Below are 23,342 nucleotides of genomic sequence, written 5' to 3'. Positions count from 1 at the left end.
CGCCCTACCGACACAAACGACAAACAGTCACCTCCGCCGGGTGAAGGCGGAGGTGACTGCAGCTGACGCAGTGGAAAACTACAGAATTTCGGTTCCGACGGTGAAGCGCTCCATGACGTCCTCACGCGGAGTCACACCGAAGCCCGGTCCCTGGGGCACGGCGATGTGGCCGTCCTCGATGACAAACGGTTCGGTGATGTCTTCCTTGTAGAAGCGATCGGACGCCGAGATGTCACCCGGAAGCGTGAAACCGTCCAACGCCGCGAGAGCTGCGTTGGCGGCGCGGCCGATTCCGGTCTCGAGCATTCCGCCGCACCACACAGCAATACCGTGCGCCGAGGCAAGATCGTGGATTCGCTTGGCTTCCAGGTATCCACCGACACGGCTCGGCTTGATGTTGATGACCGAAGCGGCGCCGAGCGTGATGGCGTCCGCCGCATCCTTGGCCGACTCGACCGACTCGTCGAGGCAGATCGGAGTCGAGAGGGACTGGGCAAGCTTGGCGTGCTGCACCAAATCGTCCTCGGCCAGCGGCTGTTCGATGAGGAGCAGTGCAAATTCGTCCAGGCGACGCAGCAGCTGCGCGTCGACAAGTGTGTACGCGGCATTCGCGTCGACCTGCAAGGGGACGTCGTAGCCGAACTCCTTGCGCACTGCTGCGACAGGTTCGATGTCCCAGCCCGGCTTGATCTTCAGCTTGATTCGCACGTAACCCTGCGACAGGTAATTGCCAACGGTCTCGAGCAACTGCGGAATGCTGTCCTGAATACCGACGGATACACCGGACGGAACCCGCGTGCGAGTGGCACCGAGGTACCGAGCGAACGACTGTCCGCGAGCGCGCAGTTCAGCATCGAGAATTGCCATTTCGATAGCCGACTTCGACATCTGGTGACCCACGATGTGGTGAAGTACGCTGCCGACAGTCTCGGCGGTGAGCGGTTGATCCGACTGCGACTTACGTAGCGTCGGAACGAGATACTCGCGAAGCATCGCCCGCGCACCAGCTGTGTATTCGGAGTTGTAGTACGGATCGCTCAGCGAGCCGCACTCGCCCCAGCCGACAGTCTCCACCGGACCGTTGGGGCCGTCGGTGGTGCCGCTCACCTTCAAGACGAGGGTGTTGCGCTCGAGCTGGGTGCTGAATGACGTGGTGAAGGGGGAGACGAGAGGGATGCGCAGTTCGCGCAATTCGACGGACTCAATGTGCATGGACTTGCTCTTCTCCGGTTGTCTCGCAGATTTTCGTGAACATGTAATAGCCGCTGGGGTCGAAGCCGGTCGATTGCCATTCTTTCGAGGCGATCAGTGGTTCGAGGTACTCGCGAAGCGCGTGTCGCCAGGCAAAGGCAGAGGCGCGGTCGACTGTTCTCAGATGCTCTATGTCTCTGGGTATTCCGACTGCGATATCGATGCAGTCGGGTGGGATCGGGAGCATTCGAGGCGTACCGTCTTCGGTGGGTCGAAGCACCTTGAATGTATCATTCACGGCCACAGCAGAACTCGGAGATTCATCGACATCGAGATCCCAACTTACGAGCATTCGATCGCTGGCGTCGCCTGCGTTGATGCCGTCTGCCATCGACCCGTAGAAATCCGGATTGTATTCGGTCGGTGCGGCACCGAGACGCTGAATGTTGAAATATGCATTTCGTGCGACCAGTGGATCGAAGGTCCACCGGATCGTCCTGACACCGCGCTCGATGCACCAGTCTCGCTGATGATGCTTGAGGGCGCGGCCGATTCCCTTGCCTGCGTGTCCCGGTAGTACTCCGGCGATGTGTGAGTGTAGAACCTCGCCGAGAGGCTCGACGAAGAATCCGACACAACCACCGATCATTTCGCCTTCGGAAAAGGCTCCCACCACGTAGTGACCACCGTGATGAAGCGCAACCAACATCGCCGTGCCGAAATGAGCCGGTCCGGGACTGGTGGCCCAGATCTCATCGAAAACGGCGGATAGATCGGCTATTTCGCGATTGTCGACCAGTTCTCGAAACTCAACCGCTTTGCTTTTCGACACGAGGGCCCCCTTCAGACGTGATCGAACGAATAAGGCCCGCAACCAACGCCGTTCGCGGGGCGATAGCGGACACGAGCGCATGCTCGGTCTCGGCGTGTGCACCGCCGCCGACGCCACCGAGGCCGTCGAGGGTGGGGATGCCGATGCCGGCAGTGAAGTTTCCGTCCGAGGCTCCGCCGACGGCGAGGCCGACGGGAGGAGTCAGATCATGCTCGAGCGCAACACGTTCCGCCAAGGCAAGCAACGGTGCGGACATCGCTGCTTCGAGGGGAGGCCGGTTGACACCACCCGAGACCGTTACTACGGCTTCGGGGTGGATTGCCTGCAGGGCTCGGATATTCGAATCGACCCGCTCCTGCTCGGCTGCGCTGGTTGCGCGCACGTCCACGTCGACAAATGCTTCTGCCGGAACCGTGTTGGTGGTGGTTCCGGCCGAAATGACGGTCGGCGTGACGGTGGTTGCCTGCGCGGGAGAGGACAAGTCGTTGATCGCGATCACGAGACGAGCCAGTTCGACTGCCGAGTTGATGCCCTTTTCCGGTTCCAACCCGGCATGCGCAGCGCGGCCGGCAACATGGATCCGATACAGCGACACTCCCTTGCGGACGGTCTTGAGTTCACCGCCGTCGCCGCCGGCCTCGAGGACGAGCACCGCGCCCGCAGCAAGTTCCTCGATGAGGGACCGCGACGTGGGTGAACCGATTTCCTCGTCACCGGTCACGAGGAGTGTGATTCCGTCGAGTGCATCATCTCCGTGCAACTCTCGGACGATGGCGAGGGCGTGGATTGCCTGAACGACACCAAGTTTCATGTCGAGGCCACCCGGACCTCGAAGTGCTCCGTCGGTGACGGCTGCGGGCAGGCGCGTCAGGGTGCCGATCGGCCACACGGTGTCGTGGTGACCGAGCAGCATCAGCCGCGTCGGTGAGCTGCCGAAACGGGTCAGCAGATGGGTTCGGCCTTCGCTCACTATCGACTCCGGTGTAACGCCGAGTCGTTCGTGGACAAGGTCTGATGTCCATTTCGCGCTACGGGCAACAGCTTCGAGATCGTGGGACGGCGACTCGACTTCGATGAGAGCGATGGCGTCCTCGAGGATTTGAGGAAGTTGGCGCTCGGCCATATCGCGGAGAACGGTCATCGGTTGTTCACTCGCGGATATGCGCGGCTTCCGACGTGTAACAATTGTGTACTCCCGTTGTCGGAGAAAGTGATCCGGATCCAACCCGCTGCTTGAGGTAGTTGGGTCGCGAATACTCCAGGGTGAACTTCGATCAAGCTGAGAGAGACGGACTCTGCCGTTTCGGCGTTGAGCGAAGGATCGATGTGATCGGTGCGGCGGGCGGTCAGGGAACTGCCGGTCCGTTCCAGGACGAAATCGGCGGCAGCATCGCGGTACAGACCGCACAGCGCATCGAGTTCCTCGGGCGAGGACGTGTTGCGGGTGTGGGGGTCACCAGGTGAGAATGCCGGTGTCACGGCGACGCCGCTGATGGAACCGAACACTTCAGCCAGAAGATCGCCCGAGAGAGCGTCCATCGCTCCGCCGTTGGCCATCAGGACTACCGCTATGCCGCACGACGGGACCACCCGCAAGAACGACTGCTGGCCGAGAGTTCCGCCGTTGTGGCCGTGCGCCAGTACCCCGCCCCAATTGTGCAGCAGCCACGTAGTTCCCATCACGTCTGCAGACGACACGTCACTGATCTGGCGGCGTTCCTCGAGCATCGCCAGGTGAGTGGAACGCTGAAGCAGCACCGGATTCTCGCGCATCGAATCTTGCGCGAACAGGAGTAGATCTTCGGCTGTGCTGTTGATGAGGCCAGCGGGGCCCATCGAACGAGGGATGAGGAATTGTGGTGTCTGCTCGAGATTGTCGGCGCCGCCGACGTGTCCGACCGCGGCGCGGTGCAGTGCCGTCTCCTCGGGCAGAGTCGTGGTTTTGGTCAGGCCGAGCGGCTCGATGATCCGCTCGCGCAGAACTGCGTCCCAACTCTTACCTCGGAGAACCTCGATGATTCGTCCGGCGATGACGAAGCCGGTGTTGCAGTAGGACCAATCGGTGCCGGGGGCGAAGAGTTGCACCGTCGATGACAGGGCTGCGACGTATCGCTCGACGCAGTCGTCGCCGCGTCCGCCGTCGATGAAGACGTCACCGTCGATGCCACTGGTATGAGTCAACAGGTGGCGTGTCGTGACCGTTTCGGTGGCTATCGTGTCGGCAACTGCGAAGTCCGGCAGTATGTTCCGGACAGGCGAGTCGAGGTCCAGCAGCCCTTCTTCGACGAGTTGCATGATCAGGGTGGCCGTCCAGACTTTGCTGATCGAACCCATCTGGAACAACGTGTCGGGAGTGGCCGCGACACCGGTGCGGGTACTGACGACACCGGACGTGACCACGGTGCGGTCGAAACCGCTGCGGGTAGTGGTCAGAATTCCCAGCGAGGCACCGGGAACCCCGTACTTCGCGCTCAGGGTGTCGAGTCGGTACTGCCAGTAGTCGGGATCGACCGTGGTCAGTGTCGGCGTAGGCGAGAGATGACGTTCGATCCAGTCGACGAGGCGAGTGCTGTAATCCAGACGGTGGGAGGGCCGACCCGTCAATACAAAGGCATGCGACGCGTCCGGGAAGACCACCAGTTCGGTCGGGGTGCCGGCCAAACGCAGTCCACCGAACCACTGTTCTGCCTGGTTGACCGGGCAGCGGACGTCGCTACCGCCGTGAAGTATCAGGGTCGGTGTCGTCACCTGGGAGACTCGCCCCAGCGGCGAAAGTTCCTGCACCCGAGATGACTGCGGGTCGAATTCGACCGTCTGCAGCAAGATGCCCTCGTCCGACGGGCCCGCCGTGTTCGCAATGTCGCAGACAAGGCCGCCGGCGACTGCGACGGCAAACCGATCGGTGACGGACGTCAGGGCGCACGTCATGAAACCGCCGTAGCTGTAGCCCGTGAGCACCAGTTGCTTCGGATCGGCCATCCCTTCGGCGACAAGGGTTTCGACCGGTTCGAGCAGGTCGGCGCGATCCGCCTCACCCCAACCGTCACGCACACCGTCGAAGAACTCGTTGCCGTAGCCGTCGCTTCCTCGCGGATTGATCATCAAGACCGTGTATCCGAGCGCAACCAGTTCCGCGTGGTACGCGTGCATCGGGGTGGGCGTACCGGTCCAGGCATTGTGTGGTCCGCCGTGGACGTCCAGAACCAGCGGACCGGCGCCCGTGACGTTCGGGTCACGCAGGATCCAACCCTGAACACGGGTGCCGTCGCTGATGTCGAACCAACGCTCGGAGGCGACTGGAAACGCGACGGCGGTTGTCAGTTCCGTGTTCAATTCGGTGACGGTTTCGACTGCGCGAGTCTCGAGGTCGATGACGGCGACCTCACCGAAGGACGTCGCCGTTGCCAGCGCGACGACGGCCTTCCCGGACGTCAGGGCAAGACCGGAGACCACTGTCTGTTCTCCGGTGAGAAGTGGTGAGACGGAGCCTGATCCGAAATCGACCTTGTGCAGTTCGGTGGAGCCGTGGTTGCGGATGCAGAAGACGATGGCGCCGTCGGCGGTGAAACGCGGTGCGCCACCGGGATAACCGGTCCCGCCAGGCATGACGTTTCGGTCGAGTTCGGATGTCAGACTGCGATCTTCCACTCGCTGGTCGCGGTGCAGGACAAGAAGTTCGTTGTTGTGAATGATCGGCGTTTGCCAACCGACTGCTACGACGGCGTCGCCCGCAGGTGTCCACGCAAGTGGTCCGACGATGCCGCGTGCGTGCCCCAGCATCCGCGGAGCGGAAGCGAGATCCGTCAGCGATACGGTCCAGGCGGAACTCGCACGCGTCAGATCGGCGTCGCCGTCCATCGTCGCGGTGAAAGCAAGTTCGGTGCCGTCGGGACTGTACGCGGGATGCGAAGCGTCCCAATCGCCGTCCGTCAGTTGCCGAAGCGAGCCGGCGGCCAGATCGAACTCGAACAAGTGCGCCCGAACGCTGCCCCGGACACCGGATCCGTCGACCTTGTAGTTGAGGCGTTTCGCCACCAAGAGGTGTGACGATCCGGCGGCAGTGCGGTCGACCGGGGCACTGAAGGCGATTCGAGCACCGTCGGGAGAGAACACCGGTGCCCCAGCACCGAGCGGGAGTTGTTCCGCGGTGGTCATCTGAACGGCGGGTCCGCCGGTGGCATCGACCTTCCACAGTTGCTGTGTGCCCGAGGAATCGGGCCGAACGAAGACCAACAGCGTGGATACGGGATGCCAAGCCGGCGAGGTGTCGGCAGGTCCCGCGGTGAGCTGTAGTTGCGGGGAAGCCAACCAGATCGAGTGCTCGTTGGTATCCGCGGCCGGATTCGCTTCGGTACGTACGTATGCAATGCGTCCCGACGCCGATACGGTGATGCTGGTCGGTGTAACCACGGACGCGTAATCCTGGATTCTCGCCGAACGACGTTCTTCGGCACGGGCTACGGCAGCGGGGGAGTCGAGAGTGGTCGGCGTTGTCATTGGAACATCGGCTCCCCGAAGGTCGGGATCGCGGACAACAGCTTTGCCGTGTACGGCTCCTTGGGCGAATCGATCACGTCGAGAACCGGTCCGTGTTCGACGATCTCGCCGCCGAGCATGACTGCGACGTGATCGCAGACGTAGCGGATCACCGCCAGGTTGTGACTGACGAACAGAACCGTCAGACCCAGCTGCTTCTGCAGATCCACCAAGAGATTCAGGACGGCGCCCTGTACGGATACGTCGAGGGCAGAGGTGATTTCGTCGGCAAGCAGGACCGCTGGTGCAGCAGCCAATGCCCGCGCGAGAGCAACACGTTGGCGCTGACCACCCGACAACGACGACGGGTATTCGTGCGCCTTCTCCACCGGCAGTTGGACGGTGGTGAGGAGCCGAGCCACCTCGGCCGCGCGGTCACCGCGGCTGCGGCGAGCTTTGTCACGACGCTCGGTGGACCGCAGCGCTTCCGCGAGTGACTGGCCGATGGTCATTCGCGGGTCGAGGCACGAGTACGGATCTTGGAAGACCATCTGGATCCGGTGGCGCAGACGAGCCGTCGCGCCGCGGGCGTGAGCGACGTCCACGCCGTCGAGAAGGATCTGGCCGGAACTGGGCTCGGCCAGGCCGACAGTTGCTCGCGCGAGTGTCGACTTTCCGGAGCCCGATTCACCGACGAGACCGACCACCGATCCGGAGGGGATGTCGAGATTGATGTTCTTGACGGCGTGGAATTTTTTCGAACCGCTACCGAGGTGGACGTTGACGTCACGGAATTCGAGCCTGCTCATCGGATCTCCTCTGCAACAGCCAACAGTTCTTCCAACTCGATGTCGGCGGTGCTCTCCTCGGCGTCGAGACTTTCCACCTGCCAGGCTTCGTCGACGGTGGCGAGCGGCTTGTCACGATCGGTGGTCATGGTGGGGACCGCGGCGATCAGCGCGCGGGTGTAGGGGTGTCGTGCGCGTCCGGCGACCAGGTCGTCGACTGCGATGTCTTCGACGATCTCTCCGGCGAACATGACCAGGACGCGGGTGCACATGCCGGTGATGACGGCCATGTCGTGCGAGATGAGAAGGATTGCGGCGCCGGTCTCTTCGCGAACCTCGTGCAGCAGTCCGAGGACCTCACGCTGAACGGTCACGTCGAGCGCAGTGGTGGGTTCGTCAGCGATGATCAGAGCGGGCTTGCCCATCAGACCCATGGCGATCATCGCGCGCTGACGCATACCACCGGAGAACTCGTGGGGGTACTGCTTCGCACGCCTGGGAGCGTCGGGGATCTTGACGGCGTTCAGTCGCTCGACTGCCGCCTTCTTCGCGTCGGCTTTGCTCATACCTTCGTGGAGCCAACCGATCTCGGCGACCTGGTATCCGACCTTGAGAGACGGATTCATGGACGACATCGGATCCTGGAACACCATCGCCATGCGTGTGCCGAGTTGACGGGCAACCTTGCGTGAGGCCGCGTTGTCCGGTCGATTGCCGTCCTTCATCAACACGGTGCCGTCGAATTCGATGAGGCCGGCATCGACCACGGTGGGGTAATCGGTGAGCTGCGCGATCGCCATGCAACTCAGCGACTTTCCGGAACCCGATTCGCCGACGATGCCGACGGTTTCGCCGCGGTGAACGGTGAAGCTGATGTTGTCGACCGGCCGGCGCCAGTCGCCGCCGGCAGGAACTGCGACGGACATGTTGCGAACGGTCAGTACCGCGTCTTCGTCGCTGGGCGTCGAATCCGTCTGAGCTGTACGTGCATTGATCGGCTTCCACTTCGGCAGACGACTGCTGATCGGGCTGCGAACTCCCGCGCCGCGGGCAATAGCCTCGCCGAGCAACGTGAAGGTCAAGCCGGCGAGCACGACGGCGACGCCGGGCGCAAGTGCGGTTGCCGGGTTGACGAAGATCTTCGACAGACCTTCGTTGAGCATCCGGCCCCAGTCGAACGCGGGTGGCTGAATGCCCAAGCCGAGGAACGAGAGTCCGGCAAAGACCACAAGACCGCTGCCGACGGCGATGCTGGCGTTGACGATGAGTGGTTCACGGATGTTGGGGAGAATGTGGCGGAACAACAACCCGGGCTTGGTGACTCCGAGGATGCGTGCTGCGTCGATGAAGTCGCGTCCGTTGACCGACGAAGCCAGCGCGTACGTCAACCTCGCGAACGGGGAGGCCAGGGCGAGACCGATGGCGATCACTGCGCTGCCAGCACCCTGTCCGAGAACGACCAACAGGAAGATGGCCAGAAGGAGACCGGGGAACGCGATGGCGAAGTTGAGGAATGCCACGACCATTCGTCCGACCCACCGGGGAGCGAGCGTCGGGAGCGTACCGAGGATCAGGCCAAGTGTCACACCGAGTGCTACGGCTCCGAGCGCCATGACTACCGACAGCCTCGCGGCCGTCATCGTGCGCGCGAAGACGTCACGCCCGCCCGCGTCGGTACCGAAGATGTGCTCGGAACTCGGTCCTTGAGACAGTGCCTTCGGGTTGGCCGCGACGGCGGCGTCACCCCAGATCATCGGTCCGAAGATGACGAGGGCGATCAGAGCGGTCAGGAAGGTGAGGGCCAGGATTCCCAGTGGGGTGCGGAACGTTCCGACAATCCAGTGTCGTCGCGGAGGCGTCTTGGGGGCCGCAGTGGGGGCCGTAGGTGAGGTGCTCAACTCAGTTCTCCCGAATTGTGGATCGTGGGTCGATGAGAGCGAGCACCACGTCGACGATGAAATTGATGAGAAGGACGATGGCGCCGTAGATCACGACCAGTGTCTGGGCGAGCGGGTAGTCCTTCTCGGTGATGGACTTGACCAGCGCCATGCCCATGCCGGGCCAGGCGAAGATGCTCTCGATGAGCACGGTGCCGGCGATCAGTGCACCCAAGAGGAGTCCGGCAAGCGTCAGCGTCGATGTCAAGAGGTTGGGCATTGCATGACGGAAGTAGATTCGTGCCACAGTCATTCGCTTGGCGCGCGCCGTGCGGATGTAATCCATGTCCAACACGCCGAGCGCCTCTGCACGGACGATGCGCGACATCGAGGCGATGGCACCGATCGACATGGCCGCGACCGGAAGGATGTAGCTTTCCGGTCCGCCGCGGCCGGCGACGGGAAGAACAGGGAACGTGACGGCAAAGAGGTAGACCAATGCCGTGCCGAACATGAACTCGGGGATCACGGCGATGGTTCCCGACGTTGCGGTGTAACCGATCTCGACTCCGCGTCGTCTACCGTTGCGGGTCAGTGCAGCGAAGATGAGGCCGATCGGAATGCCCAGTACCAACACCGTGACGACTGTGAGTACAGCCAGTTCGAGTGTTGCCGGTAGGCGGGACGCGATCACCTCGAAGACCGGAGTCCTCAAGGTGATCGAGTCACCGGGATTCCCGCTCAGCAAACCGCCGATGAATCGGAAGTACTGCTGCCACAAGGGAAGGTCGTAACCGAGCTGAGACCTCGTCGTCTCGACCAGTTCGACCGGTGCGTTCATTCCCAGTGCCAACCGAACCGGGTCTCCCGGAATCAGTTGGAGCATCAGGAACGCCGCAGTCACCAGCGCCCAGAGTGAAATCACGAAGGTGCCGAAACGACGCAGAAGATATGCAGGCCAGCTGTCGGACTCGAGCCACTTTGCTCGAGCCTGAGGCGCCGCTTCTGGTTTCGCGGCTTCAATAGTTTGACTCATGGGCTGTCTTTCCGGAGGGCGGGAACAGATGCAGGGCGGGAAGAGATGCTGAGCGGGAAAACGACTTACTGGTAGAGACGCAACGCAGAACCGGTGAGCGTCTTACCGAATGAGAGTCCGGCCTTGTTGAAGTACACATTCATGACGGAATCGGCGAAGGGCACGGCCGCGATCGTCTTGGTGAGCTCCGACTCGGCGTCGGCCCAAGCGTCACAAGCGTCGCTACCGGTCAGACCGGAAGCCTTGGTGGCTGCTGCTTCGTAGGCGGGGTTGCTGACCGATCCGAAATTCTTGCCTGCTGCGGGAACCGGCCCGGCAAAGTACGCGGTGAAGGTGCTGGGCAGCGAGGAGTTGACCTGGACCCAGGCGATGTCCCAGGCAGAGTTGTCCTTGCCGCTCAGAATGACGTCGATGATCTTGTTCGAGTCACCCCCGGTCACCTCGACGTTTGCGCCGAGTTCGGACCATGCCGACTGAGCAAGTTCGGCCGCCGCGTTGCGCGGATCGTCGGTGCCGTCGTACACGAGGCGGAGATTGAGCGGCTTGCCATCCTTGCTTCGCTTGCCGTCAGCGCCGGCAGTCCAACCAGCGCCGTCCAGTGTTGCCTTTGCAGCTGTGAGGTCGAAGTCCGGAACGTTGCCTGCGACAGAGTCGTAGACACAGGCGCGCGGTTCGACGGCGACGAGACTGGTGGCCCGGACCCCGTTTCCTGCGGTGATGACCTGAGTGAGGTCGTCGAGATTGACCGCTTGGATCAGCGCCTTGCGCACTGCCGGATCACTGGTGGGGTTGCTGGCGATCTGGTTGAAGTACATCTGGCCTGCAGGCACCGGCCGGCCAACCGAGTCCAGATTGGCTGCCGCGACGCGGTCCTTGTCTGGCCCTCCGATCGGAGCTGCATTGAGTTCACCCGAGAGAAGCTGATTTGCGGCGGTGCTCACGTTCGGTGCCATGGCGGCGATGACCGTCTTGGGGACGCCGGGGGTATCGGAAGCGGTGCCGTCGGGGCCCCAGTTGTAACCCTCACGACGCTCGAACGTGTAGTGGTCGTTGGCGGCGACTTCGGTGACTTCGAACATGCCGGTGCCGAGAGACTTCTTGTTCGATGCTGTCGGATCTTTCAGCCCGGCCTCGCACAGGATCGGCAGTCGACCGACGTTGAGAAGCAGGAACGGGCTCGGCGCCGGAGTGGTGACGGTGACGGTGCGCGCTGCCGGATCGGCGGTTGCTGTGGCACCGGTCGGAACGGAGGACCCGCGCAACTGTGAACCGTTGTCCGGATTGGCCACGAAGTTGATGTTGTCCGCGACGGTCTGGGAAGTCAGCGTCGATCCGTCGGTGCAGGTCACACCTTCGCGGATGGTGAAGGACGCAGAGGTCGGAGTCTCCTCCCACTTCTCCGCCAACCACGGTCCGACTTCGCTGGTATCGGAATCCTGGTAGATCAGGTAGTCGTAGGCCAATCGAGACAACTCGGCGGTTGCCTGAGAGGCCGACATGATCGGGTTGAGTGCGCCCGGATCAGCCTGCAAGGCGAAACGGAAAGTCCCGTCCGTGGCCGGTTCACCGCCACTGGCGCCCGAGGACGTGCCTCCCGAGCCGCAAGCAGACAACACGAGCGTGAGCCCTGCGGCTGCCGCGAGTGTTGGATAGGAGCGGTGTTTCATGGTGCCTCCGGGATGGAGCTGGGGCCCGAGCGAAAAACGTGAGGGCGCGATTGAGTGTTGACTGCTAAATCTTGGCGCATGACGTGACGCGCATCTCTGTTGATCCTCACGAAAATCGGGTCGATTTTCGTCCGCTCCCACGAAAATCGGCGCGATCAGTGAATACCTGTCCGTATGCGGACAGCGACCGGCGAGACAGAACGATTTCCCCGGTCGCTGCAGCACGGTTACTCGTACAACCGAAGAGCGGAGCCGACATAGTTGCGTCCGAAGGCGAGCCCCGAATTGGAGAAGTACAGCGTGGTGATCTGGTCGGCGAACGGAATCGCCGAATTGGCCTTGACGATCTCCGACTCGGCCTCCGCCCACGCGGAGCACGCAGCGTCGCCGGTCACTGCTGACGCCTTGGCTACCGCTGCGTCGTAGTTCGGGTTGGAGATGGACGCGAAGTTCAGTCCGTCGGCCGGAACGGGGCCGGAGAAGAAGGGCACGAGCATGCTCGGCACTGCAACGTTGATTGTTTCCCACGCCACGTCCCACGCGGAGTTGTCCTTGCCACTCAGCGCGACATCGAGAATCTTGTTGGCGTCGCCGCTGATCAGTTCGACGGTTGCGCCCAGGTTCGACCATGCGGAGAGCGCGAGATCCGCCGAGGCGTCGGACGAGTCACCGAGTGCCTCGTAGAGCAGTCGGATCCGCAACGGCGCGCCGTCCTTGCTGCGCTTACCATCCGCGCCGACCTTCCAGCCCGCAGACTCGAGAGTTGCTGCCGCTGCGTTGGAATCGAAGTCGGGTACGTTGCCCGTGACCGAATCGTAGACACATGCGCGTGGTTCGACGGACACCATCGTGCTCGAACGTGTGCCACGTCCTGAGGTGTAGATCTCGGCGAGATCGTCGAGATTCAGCGACTGGACGAGAGCCTTCCGAACCGCCGGATCGCTTGTCGGATTGCCCGGCATGTGGTTGAAGAACATGTCGCCGGACGGAAAGGGTTGCCTGATCGTATCCAGCGGAGCAGAGTTCAATCGGTCCTGATCCGCGCCGGACACCTGTGCCGCGTTCAGATCGCCGGCAAGAAGTTGGTTTGCGGCGGTGCTCATGTTCGGGACGATCGACGCGACGACGGCTTCCGGTAGACCGGCCGTGGTCGAGGTCGTGTCGTCCGGTCCCCAGTTGTAGCCCTCGCGCCGGGCGAAGGTGTAGTGATCGTTGGCGACGGACTCGGTCATCTGGAACATGCCGGACCCGATGGTGGTTTTGTTCGCCGCTGCCGCATCCGTTAATCCCGCCTCACACATGATCGGCAGGCGGGCCAGGTTGAGGAGCAGAAACGGGGACGGTTCCGGGGTAGTGACTGTCACCGTCCGGGCCGCGAGATCATCAGTGGCAGTTGCTGTTGCAGGCACGTAGACCCCGCGGAGAGCGGACCCGTTGGTCTCGTCGGTGACGAAGTTGATGCTGTCTGCGACGGTGCGGGCCGTCAGCGCGGATCCGTCAGAGCACGTGACACCGTCACGAATTGTGAAGTCGACTGAAGTGGTTGTCTCTGACCACTTTTCGGCCAGCCAAGGCCCGGCGTCCCCGGTTTCGGGATCGACGTGAATCAGGTAGTCGTAGCTGAGACGCGCAAGACTGTGGGCGTAGGTGGACGTGGTCATCAATGGATTCAGCGCTCCTGGATCACCGAACAGTGCCAGCCGGAATGTTCCGTCCGTGACGGGTTGGCCGTTGTTACCTCCGGGCGACCCGCCTGAAGAACAAGCGGACAAGAGGAGGGTCGCGCAGCCGGCGACTGCCAGCACGACGCAAGTACGTTTTTTCATGGAGCCTCCGGTGGCAGAATCCTTGGCCCAAGTCGAAAACAGATGCGGCGGGCAAGGAACGAATGACGATTGGACGACACTAACGCGACGACCCCTCAGTCGTATCGTGGCGATTCACGAAAGTTCGGAGACTCTTCGTAGTGAATTACGGTCGCCCTACCCGGTCGACTCTGAGCGTCAATGCACAGTTGTCGAACGGGCAGGACGTCGAACCACTACTGGTACAGGCGAAGGGCCGAACCGATGAAATTGCGGCCGAATGCAAGACCTGCATTGTTGAAGTAGAGAGTCGTGATCTTGTCGGCAAAAGGTACCGCCGAGTTTGCTTTGATGATCTCGGACTCAGCGTCTGCCCAAGCGGCACAAGCGTCCTCGCCGGTCAGTCCGGAGGCTTTGACGACGGCTGCGTCGTAGGCCGGGTTGGAGATCGACGCAAAATTCATTCCCACAGCGGGCACCGGACCGGAGAGGAAGGGGACCAACATGCTGGGCAGCGCGACGTTGATCGGCTCCCACGCGACATCCCACGCCGTGTTGTCCTTGCCGCTGAGTGCTACATCGAGAATCTTGTTCGAGTCTCCACTGGTGAGTTCAACGGTGGCGCCCAGGTCGTTCCACGCGTTGACCGCGACGTCGGCGGCAGCATCGGTCGCGTCACCGAACGTCTCGTAGACCATCCGAATTCGGAGGGGTGTGCCGTCCTTGCTGCGCTTACCATCCGCGCCGACCTTCCAGCCCGCAGACTCGAGAGTTGCTGCGGCCGCACTGGTATCGAAGTCCGGTAGGTTTCCGGCGACAGAGTCGTAGATGCAGGCCCGCGGTTCGATGGACACCATCGTGGTCGATCGGGTTCCGCGACCGGCCGTGAAGATCTCGGCGAGGTCGTCGAGATTGAGAGCCTGGACCAGAGCCTTGCGTACGGCAGGATCGCTCGTCGGATTGCCAGGACTGTGGTTGAAGAACATCTCGCCCGCTGGAGCAGGCTGTTTGACGGTATCCAAGTTCGCGGCGTTCATGCGGTCCTGATCGGGGCCGGAAACCGCTGCGGCATTCAGATCACCGGACAACACCTGGTTTGCCGCTGTGCTGTTGTTCGTGATGATGGATGCGACGACATTCTTGGGTACTCCGGCTGTATCGGAGGTAGTGCCGTCCGGCCCCCAGTTGTACCCGTCGCGCCGGACGTACGAGTAATGATCGTTCGCCACGGCTTCGGTCATCTGGAACATGCCCGACCCGAAGGTCGTCTTGTTTGCCGCCGTCGGATCCTTCAATCCGGCCTCGCACATGATCGGTATTCGCGCCAGGTTGAGAAGCAAGAACGGCGAGGGTTCCGGAGTCGCGACGATGACGGTCCGCGTCGCCGAGTCGGCGGTGGCGCTCGCAGTTGCCGGTGCGTACACACCGCGGAGAGCGGATTTGTTTGCGGCGTTGGTGATGAAGTTGACGTTGTCTGCGACAGTCTGAGCAGTCAGGGCGGAACCGTCGGTACAGGTGACGCCGTCGCGAATGGTGAAGGATGCGGAAGTGGTTGTCTCTTCCCATTTTTCGGCGAGCCACGGTTTGGTGACACCGGTATCGGGATCTGGATGGAGCAGATAGTCGTAGCTCAAACGTGCCAGTTGGTGTGCCGGCGAGGCGGCGGTCATCAGCGGATTCAGTGCACCCGGGTCTGCTACGAGAGCCAATTTGAAGGTGCCGTCGGTGAGGGGCTCCCCACCGCCCGAACCCGACGAGTCGCCCGACGAGCACGCGGTCAGGGCAAGAACGGTGCCGGTTGCTGCAGCCAGTAGTGCGTAGGACCGTTGTTTCATGGTGCCTCCGGAAGATGTAGTCCCGACCCGAGCGACGCGCGGTCTATCGAGTGGGGAGCAAAAGACGATTGCATGAATCTTCACCCAACGAAAGAAGGAGAGCATCGTCCGAATTTACGAAGGTTCCGTGAGATTTGGTAGATCGTTACGACACCGCCGGATAGAAGAGACGAAGCTGGAGCATCAGGCTGAATCGGGTCTCGGGGTCGTCGAGATCGATCCCAGCGATGCCGGCGAGCTTCTTGAGGCGGTACCGGAACGTGTTGACGTGGATGTGAACCAAGGAGGCGGCCGCCGGAATGTCGCCGAACGTGTCGAGCCAGGCGCGGAGAGTGTCGACGAGGTTGATGTCGTGCGTACGGTCGTATTCGCGTAGCACGGCGAGCGGACCTGACGCCGTCTCGTTCTCGTCGGCCAGGGCGTCGGAGAGGCGTAGAAGCAGGGAATTGATCTGCACGTCGTCGGCACGCGCGACGGTCCGGCCCGAGGAATTCCACGTCGACCTCAGAACGCGAAGCGCTCTGTCGGCTTCGTCGCGTGACTTCTCCAGTGTCATCACGTCGGTCACCGTCGCGCCGATTCCGATGACCACCGACTTCTCCGAACGGGAACGGTCTGCGAACTCCGACGCGATCCGGCGCACGTAGTCGTCGTCGGTCTGGTGCCGGGTGTGGGGGATGACGGCGTAGACGGTGCCGCCGATCGCTGCCGCCACCGACAGCGGAAATACCTGGTGGAGATAGGTATTGAGTGTCAGGGCCAGTTGATCGACGTCGGCTTCAGCCTCCAACGACGCGCCGGCGCCGCCACGGAAGCCGGCCGCCAGCACGGTTGCCTTCGAACGACCGTAGCCCAGTCGCTCGGCCGCTTCCTTGGCCGAAGTACCGCCACTGAGTAGTGTGATCACCTCACCCAGCCTCAGTCGTCGTGCCGAATCCGCGGCCAGTTTGGCGCGAAGCAAACTCATGGCGGCCACACCCGCAGCCTCGACGAGCGTTTTGACCTGCAATTCGTTCGGCTCTTCATCCAAGATCACCCAGATCGAACCGAGGATCTGAGATGCCGCATGTATTCGCATGCCGACTCGGGGTCTGATGCCCGGCCCGATACCCGGTAGAAAGACCGGAAGAGCCGAGCCGTAGATCTTGTTGAAGTACCCCATGGACCTGAGTCGGTCGGAATAGTGCTGCGGCACTTGATGTCCGAGGACGCTCTGCTTGCGGGCTTCGTCGCCGAAGGCTTGATCCGCCGAGAACGCGAGGATCCGACTCGACTGGTTCTCGATGGTGACGGGGCCGTTCATCACCTGAGCGATCGAGTTGGCGAGATCGAACAGGTCGGCGTCGGCGGCCGTCGTGCGGTCCCTGTTGTTGCCGGATTCGAGGATCTCGTTGATCAACGACGCGCTTTGGAGCCAGCTCGCATCCTTGACCATTCCGAGGAGCGCGACGTCGGTGTCGGCCACCGCCTGCTTGACGAGTCCGTCGAAGTCCAGGGGTTCCTTGACGATCAGTGCTACCGCGCCCGCCGAGCCGTATTCTCTTACCGCCGTTGCGATATCGGCCGAACCAGCGAGACCTGCACCGAGTACGACGGCGCCCGCACTGTCCTGCGTAGCTTCGGACCCTTCATGCAGGGTCACGCGACTGACAGTGCGGGCGCCGTCGACGGTGTCGCCACCGCTGAGGAACGTCATTCCCAGTCTGTCGACGATGTCGACGATCGATACTCCCGTGGGTGTGGTCACCACCACACCTTAGGGGGAGCATGGTCGATCAGTTGGCGGGTTGCCCCGCTCAGTTGGTCGGCTGCTCCGCTACAGCCTTCTCGACGAACCGGCGGGTCTGATCGAATGCCGCGGGTACCTGAACGGAATTCGTCATGTCACTGATCTCGGCCCACCGCTCGGCAACGACCTCGGGGGAGAGTGCGCTTTCGGGGATGTGCACACCCTGCGACTCCTCCATACGAGCGATCGCGAAGACGCCGGCACCCGCGCTGAGGATGGTCTTGGTGGGCGCATCGTCGGAGACCATGAACAGCGCGCCGGGTGAAATCGATTCGGGTGCAAGCAGAGCGAGAGTCTTCTCGTCGAGGAGATCCTCGGTCATGCGGGTCGCGGCGGTCGGGGCCAGCGAGTTGACGCGGATGCCCTTGCGCTCGCCCTCGATGGACAGAACGTTCATCAGGCCGACGACGCCGGACTTCGCGGCGCCGTAGTTCGCCTGGCCGAAGTTACCGTAGATTCCCGATGCCGACGTAGTCATGAGGATGCGTCCGTAGTTCTGTTCGACCATGTGCGGCCAGACCGCCTTGGAACAGATGACGGAACCCATCAGATGCACGTCGATGACTTTGCGGAAGTCGTCGAGCTCGGCCTTGACGAAGGACTTGTCACGCAGGATTCCGGCGTTGTTGATCAAGATGTCCACGCGGCCCCACTTGGCGACTGCTGTCGCAACCATGGCGGCAACGGCGTCGGCATCGGTGATGTCGCAGTGGTCCGCGATGGCTTCGCCGCCCAGCTCGACGATTTCCGCCACTACCTTGGCTGCTGCGGTGTCGGCGCCGCCACTGCCGTTGACCGAGCCACCCATGTCATTGACGACGACGCGGGCACCGCGAGCGGCGAGGGCCAGTGCATGCGAACGGCCGAGTCCGCCGCCTGCGCCCGTGATGATCGCTACCTTGCCGGAAAAATCCAACGACATTGGAAAACCTCTCTGATCTGGGATACTACTCAGTATTACTATGCGATAGCGTGGAAACAGTCAAGGGCTGGCAGGCAGTGTGAACGGGAGTGGAAGTCGAATGAGTAGTGATCTTCCGGACGTGCGATCCGCGATCATCACCAGCGCCGCCGACGCCTTTGCCGAAGACGGTTACGCGGCCACGACTGTAGATTTACTGGCCGATCGAATCGGCGCCACCAAAGGTCTTGTCTACTACCACTTTCGTTCGAAGTTCGACATCTACCTGGCAATCTACGAGCGCGGGATGAGCCTGCTCCGCGCCGAGGTCGAGGCTCGGATGGACGGCGCAGACAGCGGCCTTGCGCGTCTCGAAGCGATGTCGCACGCCCACTTGGTCAATCTCATGACACATCTCGGATATCACCACACGATCCACCAGGGGGTCCGGGGCCAGATGAACTCGGCGCTCAAGCCGAGGCAGCAGCAAGTCCTGGTGGAACTGAATTCGCTGCGGCTCGACTACGAGAATCTGTTCGTCGACGTGATGACCGAAGGTGTCGCGGATGGTTCGATTCGTGCGGGTTCACCTCGAATGGCCGCAAAAGTACTCCTCAGCAGTCTCAACGGCATCGACCTCTGGTACCGAAGGCGTGAAGGGCAGACGTTGGCGGAGACGGAGTCGTTGGCGGACCAGATCGTCGAGCTCTTGGTCGGCGGATTGCGCGCAGCGAGCTGACTGAAAGCTGCATTCACCGTGCGGGTTTCCTCCGGCCGGTTCGTGCTTTCCTGCGGCTTGTCGTTCGGTTTGTCGTGCCCTGACAGTCGCGGTAGCATGTTGGCGTCGTGCGCGGACTTGCGCAGGAATTCAGGGAAGAGGAGGTGTGGCTGTAATGCGTGGCCAACCTCCGAGTACCAACTGAAGCTGTAGCCGCCCGGGTTGATCCGGTATTTTGCTGCAGCTTCATCGTGTGTTCATCGGCTTCGGCTTTGCTGTGAAGCAAGCGTCGTCGTTCACTCTTCCCTCGAAAGCTGTTCAGCATGCGCGAATTTCGTCGTTCACGGTCGGTACTGCCACGTCGTTCTGCAGGTCTCGGTGACTCACATCCCGGGCACTCGCGAGCCGCGCGCACCGTCGTGAAGGCTGCCCCGCCCGAGGCGGTGGCGCCCGTCGAATCGACCGTCGTCAACAGCGGCGTGTACCGCGACGGCGAGCGAATAGCGTCACCGTCGACGCTGGCGGAGGCGCTGTCCTGCCTTCCGGATTCGCAGTCGATGGCGTGGATCGGCATGTACCGGCCCGACGACGCCCAGTTGTATGCCGCTGCACAGCATTTCGACCTCCACGAGCTGGCGGTCGAGGATGCGATCGTCGCGCACCAGCGCCCCAAGCTCGAGCGCTACGGCAAGACGCTGTTCGTGGTCCTGCGGGCAGCGCGGTACCGCGACGAGACCGAGCGGGTCGAATTCGGTGAGGTGCACATCTTCTGTGGTCCGAACTTCATTCTTACCGTCCGTCACAGTGAATCGCCGGATCTGTCCGCGGTGCGGACTCGTATGGAGAATGATCCTGACCTGTTGCGGTTGGGTACCGAGGCCGTTCTCTACGCCATTCTCGACGCAGTCGTCGACGGGTACGCCCCGGTAGTTGCCGGCCTGCAGAACGACATCGACGAGATCGAAACCGAAGTGTTCAGCGGCGATCCCGGAGTATCGCGTCGCATCTACGAACTGACCCGTGAGGTAATCGAATTCCAGCGGGCGACTCGTCCGCTGCTGGGGATGCTGCGTGGGTTGTCGGCAGGATTCGACAAGTACCACACGGACGAAGAACTCCAGCGTTACCTCCGCGACGTCACCGACCATGCGACGACGGTGGTGGAGCGAGCCGATGGATTTCGTCAGTTGCTCGGAAACATCCTCACGGTGAACGCAACTCTGGTGTCGCAGAACCAGAACGAGGAGATGCGCAATCTGACGCAGGCAAGCTACGCGCAGAACGAGGAGATCAAGAAAGTCTCGGCGTGGGCGGCAATTCTCTTCGCGCCGACGCTCATCGGAACCGTGTACGGGATGAACTTCGACGACATGCCGGAACTGCACTGGCACTTGGGCTATCCGTTTGCGCTCTCGATGATGTTCCTGACGTGTGGAAGTCTCTACACGATCTTCAAGCGTCGGGGCTGGCTGTAGAACGCACTCGTTGTAGAAAGCGCTGTGCGCCTTGTCAACCGAGTTCGGTCGGCAAGGCGCACAGGTTTGTTCGGGAGAGACGCTCGAATCAGAGCGTGGCCACGCAGACCGTGAACTTACGTTCCGGGTGCTCGAATCCCGAGTCTGCCCCCGAACCGCATTCGTCGATCGACGTGGAGTTCTGCAGAATTTCGACGACCTCGACGACATTGGTGCCGCTGGCGTCCGAGCATTCGATGCGGGCAGGCTCGTCCATGCCGCTGCCGAGATCCATGCATCCGCCCACTACCCAGTCGACGTCGAGACAGACAGCGCCCTGCTCGTCACCCGCGAGAGTCTCGTAGTAGTACGAGTCGACATCGGAGGCGCACTGATCAGAGGTGGGAACCTTGGCGACCACCTTGTAATTGGATTCCTTGCTACCGCAGTCCGCATTGTCGATCTCGGCGGCCGTCGTAGTGCCGCCGAGTTTGACGCAGTCACCGATCGACACGTCGATGTCGACGTCGCCGCCGTCGTCCGAACCCTCCTGGCCGGTGATCTTCGAGGTTGTCGGCGCCGCTGAGGTAGTGGTCGAATCGGCAACCGAGGACGATGATTCCGCGATGGCTTTCGGCTCGATGTCGGAACCGCAACCGACGGTGAAGGCGGCGATTGCAGAAGTTGCGATCACCGCAGTGCAAAGTCGCCGGACGATTCCGGACATAAGGACCCCTTTGGTTATTCTGGATAGTTCTGTTGGTTCGTAGATTGTTCGGGACCTATTCCAATACATCGGTAGTCGAATTGCCAACCGGACTGTCAGTATGAGTGGGTGGACCTACCCCTGATGCCGCCGCTTGCCCCGATGCTCGCGAAGGCCGCGGCTACCGTGCCGCAGCAGCCCGAGTCCGGGGATCCGACGTGGTCGTACGAGCCGAAATGGGACGGATTTCGAGCAATCATCTTTCGCGACGGTGATGAAGTGGTGCTCGGGTCGCGGGGAGGAAAAGACTTGGCGCGGTATTTTCCCGAAGCAGTTGAAGCCGTCAAAGCTGAATTGCCCGAGAAATGCGTAGTGGACGGCGAACTGGTGGTTCCCCGTGAAATCGACGGTGTGACGCGCCTGAGCTGGGAAGCATTGTCCGAACGTATTCATCCCGCAGCGAGCCGCGTTGCATTGTTGTCGGAACAAACGCCCGCACAGTTTGTCGGGTTCGATCTACTCGCGCTCGGGGATCGAGACGTCTCGATCGAGGATTTCGGTGTGCGGCGTGCGCTGCTCCTCGATTCCGTCGGCGGCGGACCGAGTTGCCACGTGACAGCAGCGACGGCAGACAGTGCCGAAGCAATGGTCTGGTTCGAAACCTTCGAAGGCGCGGGTCTCGACGGGGTTGTCGCCAAGAAGCTGGCGGGGCGGTACCTGCCGAACAAGCGCGAGATGATCAAGGTAAAGCACGCCAGGACCGCGGATGTCGTACTGCTGGGTTACCGTCCCCACAAGAGCCAGCCAGGTATCGGGTCGATGCTTCTGGGTCTGTTCGACGGTTCGGAATTGAAGATGGTCGGTGGCGCGTCGGCTTTCACCGCAGCGCGGAGAATCGAGTTGCTGGCCGAGCTCGAACCTCTGCGGCTCGGGGACGATGTTGTGGCCGAGGGCGAGGCCAGTCGGTGGAGATCTGCCGCAGACCGTTCGTGGATTCCGCTTCGTCCGGAGCGGGTGCTGGAAGTGGCATACGACCAGATGGAAGGGGAACGCTTTCGGCACGCTGCACGATTCCTGCGCTGGCGTCCGGACAGGGTGCCAGACGAATGCACATTCGATCAGTTGGAGGTTCCGGTGCGATACGACTTCGCGGATGTACTTGCAGGTGGTAAGTGATGGCAAGTCCGGCAGAGGAATTGGACGTCGACGGGATCGCGGTCCGGTTGTCGAGCCCGGACAAGATCTACTATCCGCAGCTGGGTGAGGACGGCGGAACCAAGCGTCATCTTGTCGAGTACTACCGCACGGTGGCGCTGCAGGGCGCAGCGCTGCGAGCACTCCAAGATCGCCCCACGCATCTGCAGCGGTTTCCCGACGGCATCGAGGGCGAAGAGGTCTACCAGAAGCGGCTGCCGGCAAAGCGGCCCGAGCACGTCGAGTCCTGCGAGGTCACGTTCCCTTCCGGCCGCAAGGCCGATGTCCTTCGAGTGCGCAGTGCCGCGAACATCGTGTGGGCTGCAAATCTCGGGACCGTCACCTTTCATCCGTGGGCCGTGCGGTGCCCGGACACCGACCACCCGGACGAACTCCGCATCGATCTCGATCCGCAACCGGGAACCGGGTTCGACGAGGCCGTTGCCATCGCGGACGAGGTTCTTCGTCCCCTGCTCGACGAGCTGGGGTTGGAGGGATTCCCCAAGACTTCCGGTGGCCGAGGCCTTCATGTCTACATCCCGCTCGAAGCGCGCTGGGACTTTGTCGAGGTCCGTCACGCGGGTATCGCCCTCGCTCGTGAGGTCGAGCGTCGTAGTGCCGATCGCGCCACAACCGCGTGGTGGAAGGAAGAGCGGGGTGAACGGATCTTCATCGACTTCAATCAGAATGCCCGTGACCGGACGATCGCGGCGGCGTATTCCGCTCGCAAGACGCCGATTGCAACCGTGTCAACGCCGGTGACCTGGGGCGAACTGCGCGACGTGCATCCAGACGACTGCACCATCGCCACGGTTCCCGGCTTGCTCGCCGATCGTGGTGATCCGATGGAAGCGATGCACGACAAGGCCTTTGCCCTCGATGTTTTGTTGGAGATGTGGGAGAAGGATCTGGCGGCGGGACTTGGCGATCTGCCGTACCCGCCGAACTATCCCAAAATGCCCGGTGAACCCAAACGTGTTCAACCGAGCAAGGACCGCGATCGGAAGAACAAAGACGGGTAGCGTCAGAGGCGGACATATCGGGTAATTCGATTAGACGTCGAATGTACGGTC

17 protein-coding genes are annotated in these 23,342 nt (G+C 62.1%); 4 read left to right on the top strand and 13 right to left on the bottom strand.

Translation table 11 applies throughout. The annotated features are described in order from the left end of the window. Positions 1 to 78: 78 nt before the first annotated feature. The 12 genes from menC to R4P65_RS05050 form a co-directional block, all read right to left on the bottom strand. Entirely contained in the window at positions 79 to 1,212 is a 1,134-nt protein-coding gene (gene menC, locus R4P65_RS05105) for an o-succinylbenzoate synthase (RefSeq protein WP_214883164.1), read from the bottom strand. After that, positions 1,202 to 2,023 (bottom strand): GNAT family N-acetyltransferase, encoded by an 822-nt coding sequence (locus R4P65_RS05100; protein ID WP_317825685.1) that lies wholly within the window; start codon positions 2,021 to 2,023, stop codon positions 1,202 to 1,204. Before R4P65_RS05100 ends, menC begins: the two co-directional genes overlap by 11 nt. Next, positions 2,001 to 3,164 (bottom strand): M20/M25/M40 family metallo-hydrolase, encoded by a 1,164-nt coding sequence (locus R4P65_RS05095; RefSeq protein ID WP_317825684.1) that lies wholly within the window; start codon positions 3,162 to 3,164, stop codon positions 2,001 to 2,003. The genes R4P65_RS05100 and R4P65_RS05095 overlap by 23 nt, the downstream gene beginning before the upstream one ends. Beyond that, on the bottom strand, positions 3,161 to 6,520 hold the full coding sequence (locus R4P65_RS05090) for a serine hydrolase (RefSeq protein ID WP_317825683.1): 3,360 nt from the start codon (positions 6,518 to 6,520) through the stop codon (positions 3,161 to 3,163). Before R4P65_RS05090 ends, R4P65_RS05095 begins: the two co-directional genes overlap by 4 nt. Then, positions 6,517 to 7,308 (bottom strand): ABC transporter ATP-binding protein, encoded by a 792-nt coding sequence (locus R4P65_RS05085; protein WP_003940215.1) that lies wholly within the window; start codon positions 7,306 to 7,308, stop codon positions 6,517 to 6,519. Before R4P65_RS05085 ends, R4P65_RS05090 begins: the two co-directional genes overlap by 4 nt. Continuing rightward, entirely contained in the window at positions 7,305 to 9,185 is a 1,881-nt protein-coding gene (locus R4P65_RS05080; RefSeq protein ID WP_317825682.1) for a dipeptide/oligopeptide/nickel ABC transporter permease/ATP-binding protein, read from the bottom strand. Before R4P65_RS05080 ends, R4P65_RS05085 begins: the two co-directional genes overlap by 4 nt. Before the next feature lies 1 nt (position 9,186). After that, complete coding sequence (locus R4P65_RS05075; protein WP_230815408.1) at positions 9,187 to 10,200, bottom strand: ABC transporter permease; 1,014 nt, start codon at positions 10,198 to 10,200, stop codon at positions 9,187 to 9,189. A gap of 65 nt (positions 10,201 to 10,265) precedes the next feature. After that, positions 10,266 to 11,867, bottom strand: a complete 1,602-nt coding sequence (locus tag R4P65_RS05070) for an ABC transporter substrate-binding protein (RefSeq protein ID WP_317825681.1) — start codon at positions 11,865 to 11,867, stop codon at positions 10,266 to 10,268. 227 nt (positions 11,868 to 12,094) lie between these two features. Then, positions 12,095 to 13,693 (bottom strand): ABC transporter substrate-binding protein, encoded by a 1,599-nt coding sequence (locus R4P65_RS05065; protein WP_317825680.1) that lies wholly within the window; start codon positions 13,691 to 13,693, stop codon positions 12,095 to 12,097. A 215-nt stretch (positions 13,694 to 13,908) separates the two neighbouring features. Next, a complete protein-coding gene (locus R4P65_RS05060; RefSeq protein WP_317825679.1) occupies positions 13,909 to 15,507 on the bottom strand; it encodes an ABC transporter substrate-binding protein in 1,599 nt (532 codons plus the stop codon). 145 nt (positions 15,508 to 15,652) lie between these two features. Beyond that, positions 15,653 to 17,254 (bottom strand): PucR family transcriptional regulator, encoded by a 1,602-nt coding sequence (locus R4P65_RS05055; protein WP_317825678.1) that lies wholly within the window; start codon positions 17,252 to 17,254, stop codon positions 15,653 to 15,655. Positions 17,255 to 17,303: 49 nt separating this feature from the next. Further along, positions 17,304 to 18,218: an SDR family NAD(P)-dependent oxidoreductase gene (locus R4P65_RS05050; protein ID WP_317825677.1), complete on the bottom strand. Its 915-nt coding sequence runs from the start codon at positions 18,216 to 18,218 to the stop codon at positions 17,304 to 17,306. A 100-nt stretch (positions 18,219 to 18,318) separates the two neighbouring features. Between R4P65_RS05050 and R4P65_RS05045 the strand changes: the two genes are divergently transcribed. Both R4P65_RS05045 and R4P65_RS05040 read left to right on the top strand, forming a co-directional pair. Beyond that, positions 18,319 to 18,936 (top strand): TetR/AcrR family transcriptional regulator, encoded by a 618-nt coding sequence (locus tag R4P65_RS05045; RefSeq protein ID WP_230815414.1) that lies wholly within the window; start codon positions 18,319 to 18,321, stop codon positions 18,934 to 18,936. A gap of 302 nt (positions 18,937 to 19,238) precedes the next feature. Further along, on the top strand, positions 19,239 to 20,390 hold the full coding sequence (locus R4P65_RS05040) for a magnesium and cobalt transport protein CorA (RefSeq protein WP_317825675.1): 1,152 nt from the start codon (positions 19,239 to 19,241) through the stop codon (positions 20,388 to 20,390). Between the two features lie 88 nt (positions 20,391 to 20,478). On the opposite strand, the gene R4P65_RS05035 is transcribed toward R4P65_RS05040, so the two are convergent. Beyond that, positions 20,479 to 21,096 carry a hypothetical protein gene (locus tag R4P65_RS05035; protein WP_317825673.1) on the bottom strand — a complete coding sequence of 206 codons (618 nt, stop codon included), beginning with the start codon at positions 21,094 to 21,096 and terminating at the stop codon, positions 20,479 to 20,481. 108 nt (positions 21,097 to 21,204) lie between these two features. Between R4P65_RS05035 and R4P65_RS05030 the strand changes: the two genes are divergently transcribed. Then, positions 21,205 to 22,251, top strand: coding sequence for an ATP-dependent DNA ligase (locus R4P65_RS05030; protein ID WP_317825672.1), 1,047 nt, complete (start codon positions 21,205 to 21,207; stop codon positions 22,249 to 22,251). After that, a complete protein-coding gene (ligD, locus tag R4P65_RS05025) occupies positions 22,251 to 23,291 on the top strand; it encodes a non-homologous end-joining DNA ligase (RefSeq protein WP_317825671.1) in 1,041 nt (346 codons plus the stop codon). Before R4P65_RS05030 ends, ligD begins: the two co-directional genes overlap by 1 nt. Positions 23,292 to 23,342: the final 51 nt, after the last annotated feature.

The sequence above is a fragment of the Rhodococcus sp. IEGM 1318 genome (genome assembly GCF_033142465.1).
Lineage (GTDB): Bacteria > Actinomycetota > Actinomycetes > Mycobacteriales > Mycobacteriaceae > Rhodococcus_F > Rhodococcus_F qingshengii_B.
The sequence above is the reverse complement of the archived record's forward strand: the minus strand, read 5'-3'. Positions and strand labels throughout refer to the sequence as shown.

What these genes read in the sequence shown, in the direction of transcription:
- menC (WP_214883164.1), bottom strand. Translation starts at nt 1,212, where the DNA reads ATGCACATTGAGTCCGTCGAATTGCGCGAACTGCGCATCCCTCTCGTC.
- R4P65_RS05095 (WP_317825684.1), bottom strand. Translation starts at nt 3,164, where the DNA reads ATGACCGTTCTCCGCGATATGGCCGAGCGCCAACTTCCTCAAATCCTC.
- R4P65_RS05090 (WP_317825683.1), bottom strand. Translation starts at nt 6,520, where the DNA reads ATGACAACGCCGACCACTCTCGACTCCCCCGCTGCCGTAGCCCGTGCC.
- R4P65_RS05085 (WP_003940215.1), bottom strand. Translation starts at nt 7,308, where the DNA reads ATGAGCAGGCTCGAATTCCGTGACGTCAACGTCCACCTCGGTAGCGGT.
- R4P65_RS05075 (WP_230815408.1), bottom strand. Translation starts at nt 10,200, where the DNA reads ATGAGTCAAACTATTGAAGCCGCGAAACCAGAAGCGGCGCCTCAGGCT.
- R4P65_RS05070 (WP_317825681.1), bottom strand. Translation starts at nt 11,867, where the DNA reads ATGAAACACCGCTCCTATCCAACACTCGCGGCAGCCGCAGGGCTCACG.
- R4P65_RS05065 (WP_317825680.1), bottom strand. Translation starts at nt 13,693, where the DNA reads ATGAAAAAACGTACTTGCGTCGTGCTGGCAGTCGCCGGCTGCGCGACC.
- R4P65_RS05060 (WP_317825679.1), bottom strand. Translation starts at nt 15,507, where the DNA reads ATGAAACAACGGTCCTACGCACTACTGGCTGCAGCAACCGGCACCGTT.
- R4P65_RS05050 (WP_317825677.1), bottom strand. Translation starts at nt 18,218, where the DNA reads ATGTCGTTGGATTTTTCCGGCAAGGTAGCGATCATCACGGGCGCAGGC.
- R4P65_RS05045 (WP_230815414.1), top strand. Translation starts at nt 18,319, where the DNA reads ATGAGTAGTGATCTTCCGGACGTGCGATCCGCGATCATCACCAGCGCC.
- R4P65_RS05040 (WP_317825675.1), top strand. Translation starts at nt 19,239, where the DNA reads ATGCGCGAATTTCGTCGTTCACGGTCGGTACTGCCACGTCGTTCTGCA.
- R4P65_RS05035 (WP_317825673.1), bottom strand. Translation starts at nt 21,096, where the DNA reads ATGTCCGGAATCGTCCGGCGACTTTGCACTGCGGTGATCGCAACTTCT.
- ligD (WP_317825671.1), top strand. Translation starts at nt 22,251, where the DNA reads ATGGCAAGTCCGGCAGAGGAATTGGACGTCGACGGGATCGCGGTCCGG.